Annotated in this window: 11 protein-coding genes; all 11 read right to left on the bottom strand. The window is 68.2% G+C overall.

Going from position 1 to position 11995, the window contains the following annotated elements:
- Positions 1 to 41 precede the first annotated feature (41 nt).
- The 11 genes from murG to ASE58_RS08025 all read right to left on the bottom strand — a co-directional run bounded on the left by murG (position 42) and on the right by ASE58_RS08025 (position 11992).
- Positions 42 to 1187: an undecaprenyldiphospho-muramoylpentapeptide beta-N-acetylglucosaminyltransferase gene (murG, locus tag ASE58_RS08075; RefSeq protein WP_055819774.1), complete on the bottom strand. Its 1146-nt coding sequence runs from the start codon at positions 1185 to 1187 to the stop codon at positions 42 to 44.
- The gene (locus ASE58_RS08070; RefSeq protein WP_200909338.1) at positions 1184 to 2407 is read right to left on the bottom strand and encodes an FtsW/RodA/SpoVE family cell cycle protein; all 1224 of its coding nucleotides are present in this window, start codon (positions 2405 to 2407) and stop codon (positions 1184 to 1186) included. The genes murG and ASE58_RS08070 overlap by 4 nt, the downstream gene beginning before the upstream one ends.
- 5 nt (positions 2408 to 2412) lie before the next feature.
- Positions 2413 to 3768: a UDP-N-acetylmuramoyl-L-alanine--D-glutamate ligase gene (gene murD, locus ASE58_RS08065; protein ID WP_055819771.1), complete on the bottom strand. Its 1356-nt coding sequence runs from the start codon at positions 3766 to 3768 to the stop codon at positions 2413 to 2415.
- On the bottom strand, positions 3765 to 4835 hold the full coding sequence (gene mraY / locus ASE58_RS08060; RefSeq protein ID WP_055820980.1) for a phospho-N-acetylmuramoyl-pentapeptide-transferase: 1071 nt from the start codon (positions 4833 to 4835) through the stop codon (positions 3765 to 3767). The genes murD and mraY overlap by 4 nt, the downstream gene beginning before the upstream one ends.
- A complete protein-coding gene (locus ASE58_RS08055; protein WP_055820977.1) occupies positions 4835 to 6205 on the bottom strand; it encodes a UDP-N-acetylmuramoyl-tripeptide--D-alanyl-D-alanine ligase in 1371 nt (456 codons plus the stop codon). Before ASE58_RS08055 ends, mraY begins: the two co-directional genes overlap by 1 nt.
- Position 6206: 1 nt before the next feature.
- Positions 6207 to 7622 carry a UDP-N-acetylmuramoyl-L-alanyl-D-glutamate--2,6-diaminopimelate ligase gene (locus ASE58_RS08050; protein WP_055819768.1) on the bottom strand — a complete coding sequence of 472 codons (1416 nt, stop codon included), beginning with the start codon at positions 7620 to 7622 and terminating at the stop codon, positions 6207 to 6209.
- The gene (locus ASE58_RS08045) at positions 7619 to 9334 is read right to left on the bottom strand and encodes a peptidoglycan D,D-transpeptidase FtsI family protein (RefSeq protein ID WP_055819765.1); all 1716 of its coding nucleotides are present in this window, start codon (positions 9332 to 9334) and stop codon (positions 7619 to 7621) included. The genes ASE58_RS08050 and ASE58_RS08045 overlap by 4 nt, the downstream gene beginning before the upstream one ends.
- On the bottom strand, positions 9331 to 9900 hold the full coding sequence (locus tag ASE58_RS08040; RefSeq protein WP_055819762.1) for a hypothetical protein: 570 nt from the start codon (positions 9898 to 9900) through the stop codon (positions 9331 to 9333). Before ASE58_RS08040 ends, ASE58_RS08045 begins: the two co-directional genes overlap by 4 nt.
- Positions 9900 to 10850 (bottom strand): 16S rRNA (cytosine(1402)-N(4))-methyltransferase RsmH, encoded by a 951-nt coding sequence (gene rsmH / locus ASE58_RS08035; RefSeq protein WP_055819759.1) that lies wholly within the window; start codon positions 10848 to 10850, stop codon positions 9900 to 9902. The genes ASE58_RS08040 and rsmH overlap by 1 nt, the downstream gene beginning before the upstream one ends.
- On the bottom strand, positions 10847 to 11317 hold the full coding sequence (locus ASE58_RS18130; protein ID WP_162233517.1) for a division/cell wall cluster transcriptional repressor MraZ: 471 nt from the start codon (positions 11315 to 11317) through the stop codon (positions 10847 to 10849). The genes rsmH and ASE58_RS18130 overlap by 4 nt, the downstream gene beginning before the upstream one ends.
- Positions 11318 to 11710: 393 nt before the next feature.
- On the bottom strand, positions 11711 to 11992 hold the full coding sequence (locus tag ASE58_RS08025; protein ID WP_235513541.1) for a hypothetical protein: 282 nt from the start codon (positions 11990 to 11992) through the stop codon (positions 11711 to 11713).
- Between the last annotated feature and the right edge of the window lie 3 nt (positions 11993 to 11995).

Below are 11995 nucleotides of genomic sequence, written 5' to 3'. Positions count from 1 at the left end.
GATGAAGGGCGTCGCCCGTCCTGAGCTTGTCGAAGGGCCCTTCACGCAAATGCTTCCTTCTGTCGTTTGGCGGGGGCGACCTTGCCCACCTTTGCCGTGGGTGCGTCGATGCTCTCGACCAGATCGGCGAGGTCGCGGACGGCGAACGGGCGGCCGCAACTGCGCGCACGCGCCGCCGCATTGGCGAGGGCCGCGGGATCGAGGCCGAGCTTCTGGATCTGCTTGGCGAGTTCCGGCGCGGTGAACTGCGGCTGCTGGATCGAGCGCGCACCGCCTGCGCCCACGATCTCGCGGCAGTTCGCGGTCTGATGGTCGTCGGTCGCGCCGGGCAGCGGCACGAGGATCGCCGGGCGACCGGCGGCGGTCAACTCGGCAATGGTCGAGGCGCCAGCGCGGGCGATCACGACATGGCTCCATGCCAGCCGGTCGGGCAGGTCGGGCAGATAGGTCGCGATCTCGGCCGGAATGCCGTGTTCGGCATATTTCGCGCGCACCGCGTCGATATCCTCGATCCGCGCCTGATGCGTCACCTGCATCCGGCGGCGAAAGGCGACCGGCAGCAGCGCGAGGCCATCGGGCACGACCTGGCTAAGGATGCTCGCCCCCTGACTGCCGCCGGTGACCAGCACGCGGAAAATGCCTTCCTCGTCCAGCGCCGGATAGGGACGTTCGCGTAAGGCCAGGACGCTTGTCCGCACCGGGTTGCCGACCAGATGCGTCTTGGGGACGTGACTGTCCTTCAGCCGGTCGACCCGTTCATAGCTGGTGGCGATACCGTGCACGCTGCCCGCGACCAACCGGTTGACCCGGCCGAGAACGGCATTTTGTTCGTGGATAATCGTCGGCACCTTCTGCGCGAAGGCGGCCAGCAGCGCCGGGAGTGCGGGATAGCCGCCGAAGCCGATCACGGCGGAGGGGCGGAAGGTCTTGTACAGCTCGATCGCCATCGACCGCCCGGCCAGCATCTGCCGCGCGGCCTTCGCCCAGCCGATCGGCCCGCCACTCAGGCGCCCGGCGGGGAGGACATGGGTCTGGATACCGTCGAACAGGTCGGGAAAGCGCACGCCGCGTTCGTCGCTGACCAGTGCCACGCGGTGGCCGCGCCGGGTCAGTTCGGTCGCCAGCGCCGCGGCCGGGACCATATGCCCCCCGGTGCCCCCGGCGGCGAGGACATAATGCTTGCTCATTTCGCTCCGCTCCAGCGCTGTGGGCCGTAAGGTGAGCGGCTCAGATACGGGTTCCGGCGCGTGAAAGCGAGCAGCAGTCCCATGCCGATCGACAGCGCGATCATCGACGACCCGCCGTACGAGATGAACGGCAGCGTCATCCCCTTCGACGGGGCGATACCGACATTGACCGCCATGTTGATGAGCGCCTGCGCCCCGAACTGGATGGCGAGGCCGGCGGCGGCGAGCAGCTTGAACGCGTCCTCTTCATCCAGCAGTCGGACGAAGACGCGGACGACGATAGCCAGGAAGATGACGGCGATGATCGCGCAGGCGATCAGGCCGAATTCCTCGCCCACCACGGCAAAGATATAGTCGGTATGCGCCTCGGGCAGCTTGAACTTCACCCGGCCGCCGCCCGGACCCGTGCCGATCACGCCACCGGCGGTCAGCACGGCATGGGCCATGTCGACCTGATAACTGTCGGTTGCGGCACTCGCCGGATCGGGGAACAGGAAGCCGTCGATGCGAACGCGCGCCGTGCCGTAGAAGGTGTAGGCGGCGGCGACCATGCCGACCCCCGCCGCCGCCAGCAGCGCCATGGTCCGTACCGGGATGCCCGCGATCACCAGCAACGCCGCCCACACGCCGCAAAAGATCACGGTCTGTCCGAAATCGGGCTGGAGCATCAGGCAACCTGCGATCACGGCGGTCAACGCACCGGTGACCCACAACATCGGCAGCTGCGGGTCCTTTGCGCGCAGCGACAGCAGCCAAGCGGTCGTCACGATGAACATCGGTTTCAGGAACTCGGACGGCTGGAACTGCCCGACGCCGAGGTTGATCCACCGCCGCGCGCCGTTCGCCTCCACGCCGACGAACGGTGTGACCATCAGCGCCAGCACCAGCACAGCGGCACCCAGCAGGCATAGCCGCCGCGCGACCGTCACCGGCAGCATCGACACGACGATCATCACCGGGAAGGAGAGCGCGATCCACCCCGCCTGACGCCAGAAATACATCATCGGCGGCACGGTGACGTCGCCACCGGAATAGCGCACGGCGGAGGCAGGCGAGGCGGCGGCGACCGCGACCAGGCCGATGGCGATCAGCACCATCGCGATCAGCAGCAGCACCCGGTCGACTTCGCGGAACCACGCGCCGATCGGCGAGCGCGCACTGCGCCCCTGCAACGTTTCCACCCGTTGGCGCAGTGCCCGGACGTCGCGCCCGCGGCCCATATCGGTCATGCCAATGCCCCCACCGCCGCTGCGAAGGCACGCCCCCGCGCTTCGAAATCGCTGAACTGGTCGAACGACGCACATGCCGGCGACAGCAGCACGGTATCGCCGGGTCGCGCCGCTGTCGCGGCCAATTTTACCGCTTCGTCCAATGTGTTGGCGATGGTTACCGGAAGGTAGGGCGCGAGCAGCTCGGCAAAGCGCTCGGCCGCGGTGCCGATGGTATAGGCGTGGACGACATTGCCGAAACCGGGGCGGCAGGCGTCAAGGTCGTCGGACTTGGCGAGGCCGCCGACGATCCAGTGGATGCGCTGGAACGCATTGAGCGCGGGCGCGGTGGAATCGGGGTTCGTCGCCTTGCTGTCGTCGACATAGGCGACGCCGTTCACATCGGCGACATGCGCCATGCGGTGCGGGAGCGCGCGGTAGCTCCGGAGGCCGTCGCGGATGGTGTCGGCGTCGAGGCCGAGCGCTTCGCACACCGCAATGGCTGCAGCCGCGTTCTGCGCATTGTGCGGGCCGGCGAGTGCGGGACCATGGGCGGGCGCGTCGGCGGGTACGGCGATACGGGTCGCGTGCGGCAGCGTGTCGGCGATGGCGGCGGACGTCGTGTCGCCGGTGCCGATGATCGCCGCATGACCGGCTGACTGCATCGCGAACAGCCGGGCCTTCGACGCGGCATAGGCTTCGAACCCGGCATAGCGGTCGAGATGGTCGGGCGTGATGTTGAGCAGCACCGCGACGTCGCAGTCGAGGCTGTAGGTCAGGTCGATCTGGTAGCTCGACAGTTCGAGGACATAGACCCCGCCCGCCGGCAACGGGTCCTGCGCAAGGATCGGCAGACCGATATTGCCGCCCATGCGCGTGGGGACGCCGGCCTGGTCGAGGATATGGTGGATCAGCGCAGTGGTGGTCGACTTGCCGTTGGTGCCGGTGATGCCGACGACCTTGTGTGGGGGCAGGTCGCCGCGGGCCTGCGCGAAGAGTTCGATGTCGCCGATGATCGGCGTGTCGCTAGCGTGCTGGGCGATCGGATGCCGGTTGAGCGGGACACCGGGCGACACGACGACGCCATCGAAACCGGTGAGGTCGATCGTCAGCGGGTCGGCAAACACCAAAGCCCTCTCCCCCATGGGGGAGAGGGTTGGGAGAGGGGGTGTCGCGGGCGATGTCGTAGAAGAAGCCCCCTCTCCCCGACCCTCTCCCCGCAAGCGGAGAGAGGGAGAACGGCGCGCCTCATCCCCGTCCCACGCGACGACCTCCGCGCCACCGGCCAGCAGCGCACGCACCGTCGCCGCACCGGAGCGCGCGAGGCCCAGCACCGCGAACCGTTTCCCCGCCCAGGCGGCAGCGGTAATCACCGCAGCTTCAGCGTCGAGAGGCCGGCGAGCGCCAGCACGAAGGCGATGATCCAGAAGCGGATCACGACCGTCGCCTCGGCCCAGCCGAGTTGTTCGAAATGATGGTGGATCGGCGCCATGCGGAAGATGCGCTTGCCGGTACGCTTGTACCAGAAGACCTGGATGATGACGGAGAGCGCCTCGACCACGAACAGGCCGCCGATGATCGCCAGCACGATTTCGTGATGCGACGACACCGCGATCGCGCCGAGTGCACCGCCGAGTGCCAGACTGCCGGTATCGCCCATGAACACCGCCGCCGGGGGGGCGTTGTACCACAGGAACGCCAGCCCCGCCCCGACGATCGCACCGCAGAACAGCGCCAGATCGCCCGCGCCCAGCACGTGCGGGATGCCGAGATACGCGGCAAACTTCGCATTGCCGACCATGTAGACGATCAGCATCAGCGCGACCGAGGCGATGATGACCGGCATCGTCGCCAATCCGTCGAGGCCGTCGGTCAGGTTCACCGCATTGCCGAACGCGACGATCGTGAAGGCGGCGAACAGGATGTAGAACGGCCCCAGATCGATCGCGACGTTCGAGAAGAACGGCACGTAGAGCATCGTGCCGGTCTGGCGGATGATGATCCAGCTGGCGATGCCGGCGATCAGGAATTCGAGGAGCAGGCGCGTGCGCCCGGAAACGCCCGCTGTGCTGGCCTTCCGCACCTTGTCATAATCGTCGAGGAAGCCGATCGCGGCGAACCCCAGCGTCACGAACAGGCAGGCCCAGACGAAGGGATTGGCGAGGTCCATCCACAGCAGGACCGAGGTCGCGAGCGCGGTCAGGATCATCAGCCCGCCCATGGTCGGCGTGCCGCGCTTGGCGAGGTGGCTCTGCGGCCCGTCAAGGCGGATCGGCTGCCCTTTCCCCTGGCGCACGCGCAGCCAGCCGATGAAGCGCGGGCCGATGACCAGCCCGATCAGCAGCGCCGTCGCCGTCGCCGCGCCGGTGCGGAACGACAGGTAGCGGAAGAGGTTCAGAACCCCCGGAAAGCCGAGATATTCGGCGATTTCGTACAACATCAGCCCTGGCCCCACAGGTCGGCGACGACCCGCGCCAGCCCCACCCCGTTCGATCCCTTTACGAGTACCGCATCCCCCGGCAGCAGCAGGTCGGACAGGACCTGCGCGGCGGTGGCGGCGTCGGGCACATGGACGGTTTCGATGCGGCCCTCAAGCGCCTTGGCGAGCGGAAGCATCCCCTGCCCCACCAGCACGGCGCGCGAAACGCCCGCTTCGTCGATGGGGACCGCAAGGGCAGCGTGATAGGCGTCCGACGACTCGCCCAGCTCGCGCATCTCACCAAGCACCGCGATGCGGCGATCGGCGCGTTCGGCGGCCAGCACCTTCAGCGTCGCGCGCATCGATGCGGGGTTGGCGTTGTAGCTTTCGTCGATCAGCAACGCCTCGCCGCCCGCCAGCGTCAGCTTGCGGCGGGCACCGCGCCCGGCGAGACCGGCAAGGTCGGCCAGTGCCAGCCCGGCAACGCCAAGGTCCCCGCCGATCGCGTCGACCGCCGCCATGACGGCCAGCGAATTGGCGACCCAATGTTCGCCCGGCGGGGCCAGCGTATAGCTCACCTCCCGCGTGCCCAGCCGCGCGGTGACGAAGCTGTCGCCGCCCGACATGCGGACATGCTCGATCGCACGGACATCGGCGCCTTCGCGCAGGCCGAAGGTCACGATCCTGGCGGCATGGGGCCGCGCGGCGGCGATCAACGTGTCGCGGTGCGGGCTGTCGAAGGGGATGATGGCAATGCCGCCCTCGACCAGTCCTTCGAAAATCTCGCCCTTAGCGCGGGCGATCGCGTCCTCGCCGGTGAAGAATTCGGTATGGGCGGGTGCGATGGTGGTGACGATCGCCACTTCGGGGCGGACGAGCCGGGTCAACTGCGCCAGTTCGCCCGCATGGTTCATGCCCATTTCAAACACCGCCGCCTGGGTCGCGGCCGGCATCCGGGCGAGGCTCAGCGGCACGCCGGTATGGTTGTTGTAGCTTTTGACCGAACGATGCGCATGGCCGTGGGTGATCCGGTCGAGCGCGGCGTAGAGCGCTTCCTTCGTCCCGGTCTTGCCGACAGATCCGGTCACGCCGATGATCCGCGAGGTCGTGCGCGCGCGTGACGCGGTGGCGAGCTGGTTCAACGCGACGGTGGTGTCGTCGACCAACACATGCGGGCCGTCGACCGGCCGATCGGCGATCGCCCCCGCCGCCCCTTGCGCGAACGCCTGGCCCACGAAGCGGTGGCCATCGGTGGCCTCACCCGACAGCGCGACGAAGAGGTCACCCGGCCCCACTTCGCGGCTGTCGAAGGCGACACCGTTGGCGGCGAAATCGGTGGAGGCGGTGCCCCCGGTCGCGGCGGCGATGGCGGCGGCGGTCCAGAGCGGCAGGTCAGCCGGCACAGTCACGCGCCACCTGTACGTCGTCGAACGGCAGGATCATGTCGCCGACGATCTGGCCCTGTTCATGGCCCTTGCCCGCGATCAGCACGATGTCGCCCGGCTGCGCCATCTCGCACGCTGCGCGGATCGCGGCGCGGCGGTCGCCGATCTCGGTCGCACCCGGCGCGCCGGCCAGTACCTGCGCCCGAATCTGCGCCGCATCCTCGGTACGGGGATTGTCATCGGTGACGATCGCGACGTCGGCCTGCGCCGCCACGACCTCGCCCATCGGCACACGCTTGCCATTGTCGCGGTCGCCGCCCGCGCCGAACACGACGATCAGCCGCCCCTCGGCATGGGGGCGCAGCGCGGCGATGGCGGCTTCGAGCGCATCGGGCGTATGGGCATAATCGACATAGACCGGCGCGCCGTTGGGCAGGATCACCGCACGCTCCAGCCGCCCGCGCACCGGCTGCAACCGGGCGAGTCCGGCGAGCGTCGCCGCGAGCGATCCGCCGGTCGCCAGCACCAGGCCGGCGGCGGTCAGCGCGTTCGCCGCCTGATACGCGCCGATCAGCGGCAGTTGCACCTTGTGGGTCGCGCCTTCCGCCTCGATCGTCAGCGCCTGTCCCAGCAAGCTCGGTTCCCGCCCGGTCAGGCGCAGCGTCTCACCATGTTCGCCGACGGTGATGAGGCGGTTGCCGCGCACCCGCGCCAGATCCATCACCCGGTCGGCATGGGGATCGTCGATCCACACCACTGCCGTACCGTCATCGGCCAGCACTTCGGAAAACAGGCGTAGCTTGGCGGTTAGGTAGCTCGCCATGTCGCCATGATAGTCGAGGTGATCGCGGCTGAGATTGGTGAAGGCGGCGGCGCGCACCGGCAGCCCCTCGGTACGATATTGCGACAGGCCGTGGCTCGACGCCTCGAACGCGACATGGGTCACGCCCTCGCGCGCAAGGCCCGCGACGTTCGACAGGAAGGTGACGATGTCGGGCGTGGTCAACCCGGTCACGACGCGTTCGTCGGCGGTGGTGACGCCCAGCGTGCCGATCGATGCGGCGTGATGGCCCTGCATCCGCCACAGCTGGCGCACCATTTCGACGGTGCTGGTCTTGCCGTTGGTGCCGGTCACCGCGACGCAGGTCGGCGGGAATGGCGCGAAGAATTGCGCGGCGGCGCGGGCAAACGCCTCGCGCGGGTCCTGCGCCGCGATATGGACCGCGCCGTCCACGACCGCTTCGGGCCGCGCCACGACGGCGATCGCGCCGGCGGCGATGGCGGCGGGGATGAAGTCCTCGCCATTTACCCGTGCGCCTTCGAACGCGCCGAAAATCGTGCCGGGTGCGACCTTGCGATGATCGATCGCGAAGCCGGTCACCGTCTGCGGCTCATCGCCGCCCGTGATGGTTCCTAATTTCATTCGACGTTCGCCAGCTTCTTCGCATCCCCCGGCGCCCGCCACAGCAGCGAACGCAGTCCGGCGAGGTCAATATCGGCATTGCCGTCGGGAATCACCCCCAGCAACGGCCCGGTACGCGAAATCACCCGGCTGACCACCGGCGCGGCGGTCCATGCGGCCGTGGTGAAGCCGAAGGTTTCCTTTGTCCCCTTCGGGCTGTCGAGCATGGCGATCACGACATAGCGCGGGCGATCCATCGGAAAGACGGCGGCAAAGGTCGAAACGTTGACCTTCTTCGAATAGCCGCCGCCTGCGCCGACGGTTTCGGCGGTCCCAGTCTTGCCGCCGACGCGGAAGCCGGGTGCCTCGGCCTTCTTCCCCGTACCGTCGGTGACGATCAGGCGCAGCAGGCCGCGCATCTTGGCGCTGGTCGCTTCCGAAAACACGCGGCTGCCGGCCGGGGCCTGACCGGGCTTCAGCTTCAGCATCGTCGCCGGCCGCCAGATGCCGCCATTGACCAGGGCGGCATAGGCGCTGGCGAGGTGCAACGGCGTCACCGCGATGCCATGGCCATAGGCGGTGGTCATCGTGGTCGTGCGGCCCCAGTAATGCGGCCAGATGGTACGCGACTTTTCCAGTTCGATATCGGGTGCGGTGTCGAAATGCAGCGCGCGGAACAGCTTTTCCATCCGCGCCTGCCCCATTTCGTCGGCGATGCGGGCGGTGCCGATGTTCGACGAATGGACGAGGATTTCCGGCACGTCGAGCCACCGCTTCTGCGCATGGTCGTCGCGGATGCGGAAGCCGCCGACGGCCAGCGGCTGCGTCGCGTCATAGCGCTTGGACAACGACGGCACGACGCCGCTGTCGAGGGCGGCGGCCATGGTCAGCGGCTTGAACGCCGACCCCAGCTCGTACACGCCCTGCGTCACCGTGTTCATCTGTCCGGTGTTGGCGGTCACGGCGTTGGGGTTGAACGTCGGCAGCGATGTCATGGCGATCACTTCGCCGGTATCGCTGTCCAGCACGATGCCGCCGGCACCGCGCGCCTGGAACACCGCCATCGCGTTGGCGAGTTCGCTTTCCAGTGCGGCCTGCACCCGCAGGTCGAGGCTGAGTGCGACTGGGCGCCCACGCTCGGCCGGGTCGACCAGTCGGCCGTTCAGATACTTCTCCATGCCGCGCACGCCGCGCCCGTCCATGTCGAGATAGCCGAGCGCATGGGCCGCCATCGCGCTTTGCGGATAGAGGCGTTCCGGTTCGCGGCCCAGCACGATGCCCGGATCGCCCAGCGCATTCACCGCCTGCACCAGTTCGGGCAGCGCGCGGCGGCGCAGATAGACGAAATTGCGCTCCAGGTTCAGCTGCGCATAATAATAGCCGACGTCATGTTCGGGCATCAGCGCGGCGAGCTGCTGCGCCAGCTGCTTCTTGTCGCCGATCACCTTGTCCGGGCGTACCGCGATCGACCAGGCGTCGATGGTGCGGGCGAGCGGCGCGCCGTTGCGATCGACCAGATCGCCGCGCAGCGGAACTAGCGCCGCCTCCGCCGCGATCGCCGAACGCGGCTCGGCCGCGACCGCCAGCAGCATCAGCCGCGCGAGAATGACCGTGACGCCCGCCGCAAACAGCAGCATCAGCACCATCAACCGGTAATGGGCGATGTTGACCAATGTGTGCCGCGCACCATCTGATCGTTGCTGGTTGAGGGGGGGCGCCACGACGACGATCACGGCCGGGCCGCTTCCTTGCGCGCCGACCGGGCGAGATCGGCCATGGTCGCGTCGCTGAGCAGCGTGCGGTCGAGCATCGCCACCGCCCGCGCCTTGGCCGGGATTACCGCTGCCGTGCGCACCGCGCCGACCGGCTTCACCGCCGGCTTGCCCTTTTCCCCCTTGGCCGGGATCGCAACGGGCGCGGCGGCGAGGGTCGGTTCGGGCGCAGCGGCGGCCATTTCCATTGGCGCGCTGGGCACGACATAGGCGAGTGCGACATTGCCCCCCTCGGTACGGCCGGGCAGCGACGCCAGCTGATGCTCGCCGCCGACATATTGTTCGGCGCGCGGCGCGGCGAGCGCCAGCACGTCACCGTTCCAGCGTTCCAGCTGCGCCATGTTCGCGCGGGTGTCGAATTCGGTTTCCAGCGCGCGGATGTCCTTGCGCGCCTGCACGATCGAGCGCTCGACCGCCTCGACCCGGCCGCGTTCCGCCGCACCCTGCGAGATGACGAGATAGAAGGCCGGCGCCATCACGCCGACCGCCACCAGTTTGCCCAACGTCCCGAACCCGAACGCACCCATCACATCGCACTCCCGTTCGAACTCCACGGCGCGGACGCCGTGCGAAGGCCCGAGCGCAGCGTAGCCGACCGTGCGCGCGGGTTAATCGAAATTTCTTCGTCACTTGGCCGCACCGCCTTGGCGATGTCGCCAAAGCTGGGCGCCGGCCCCTGCGCCACGACCGGGCGATGGCGCGAGCCTGCCGGCATCGCCCCGCCGCGCTCCCGCAGGAACCGCTTCACGATCCGGTCCTCGAGGCTGTGGAAGCTGACCACCGACAGCCGTCCGCCGGGGCGCAGCACCCGTTCCGCCGCGGCGAGGCCAGCGGTCAGTTCGCCCAGCTCGTCGTTCAGGTGGATGCGGATCGCCTGGAACGCACGGGTCGCCGGGTCCTTCTTTTCATGCAGACGATGGCCGAGCGCGCGGCGGACCACGGCGGCCAGTTCGCCGGTGCGCTCCAGCGGCCGTGCGCCGACGATGAAGTTCGCGACGCGGCGATGGCGCGGCTCCTCGCCATAGCGGTCGAGTACGTCCGAAATCTCGGCCTCGGCGGCGGTGTTCAGCCACTCGGCGGCGGTGATCCCCTCACGACTCATTCGCATGTCGAGCGGGCCGTCATACTGGAACGAAAAGCCGCGATCGGCCTGATCGAGCTGCATCGACGATACGCCGATATCCATCACGACGCCATCGACCGTATCGATATCGCGCGCGGCCAGTTCGCTCGCCATCGCCGAAAAGGGAGCACGGATCAGCGTCAGGCGATCGCCCGCCTCGGCCAGCAGCGGCGCGGCGGCATCGTGCGCGGTCGGATCGCGGTCGAACGCGATCACCCGCGCACCGGCGGTCAGCATCGCGCGGGTATAGCCGCCCGCGCCGAAGGTCGCGTCGACATGGACCTCGCCCGGCTGGATCGCCAGCGCGGCGACCGCTTCGGTCATCAGGACGGGGACGTGCGGCGCGTCGGTCACAACAGCCCCTTTTCTTCCATCAGGAATTCGCACAGCTCGCGCGTGTCGGCGTCGATCTCCATGTCGGCGATCAGCGTGTGCGGGTCCCAGATGTTGAACGTGTCGCCGCGCCCGTGGAAGAACGCCCATTTGTCGATCTTGGCACGACGGCGATAGAAGGTCGGCAGGACGAACCGCCCCGCGCTGTCGAACGGTGCGGTTTCGAGGTTGCCGAACGCCTTGCCCGCGACGTTATAGTCGGTGTCGGCGTCCTCGTCGCTGCCCTGGGGTTTGCGCGAATAGAGGATCTTTGGCCAGGCGGCATCGAACGCGCTGAGGCAGACATGCTTGGCGTGCCGCTTTAGCAGCAGTTCGCGGGCGTCGGCGTTCTTCTCCAGCACCGAGCGCAGCTTGGCAGGCACCGCGACGCGACCCTTCGCGTCGACTGCCTGTAGCCCGTAGCTCAGGTAGAGTTCCCTCTCCAACACAGCCCCTGTTCGGTCACGCAGGAGAAGCGTCGACCGCCGGCAAATACGCGCCGGGCAGTGTGTAACGACGATCCCAGGACCTGCCCCCTGTGACGCCCCGAGACGTACCAAAATGCAACATGGGTAACAATGGGAGAAGTTGGGTGAGAGTGGGAAAAAGCACCACTCGGATAGCGGATTCTGGGATGTACGTTGTTTGTTCTCACCGTATTTTTGGGTGAGCGCGGGCGCAGCGATGGGACCATGCCCCACCGGCGATGGGACGGAATGGGAAGGCGTGGGAAATGCGGGCCGATCCGCTACCCGAGCGAAGGCCGGGACCTGCAATGGCGCCTGTCACCCGCGATCGTCGGGTAAGCCCGGTTTTCGACGGGACGACGTGCGTGGCCGGGATCAGCGAATCTCGGGAGTCGCGATATTCCCGCCGGGCGCGGCCCCAGGCGAAATGCCGAGTTCGGCCAGCGGCTCGTCCGGGTTACCGGTCGGAGTGAGATTCGCGACCGCCAGGTTGGCCTGTTCCTCGACCGTCGCGACATCCTCGCCGATCGGCGCCTCGTCGATCGCCGAGCGGAACAGGGCGCTGGCGAGCACGATCAGCAGCACGACCAGCACCAGTCCGGTCGCGCCGACGCGCAGGCGTTGCAATAATTGGGATTGGTCCGATCGCGGCGTCATCTG

Source organism: Sphingomonas sp. Leaf9, from assembly GCF_001421355.1.
In the GTDB taxonomy this organism is placed as follows: Bacteria; Pseudomonadota; Alphaproteobacteria; order Sphingomonadales; family Sphingomonadaceae; genus Sphingomonas.
Note: the sequence above shows the minus strand (reverse complement) of the source record. Positions and strands in the feature narration are given on the sequence as shown.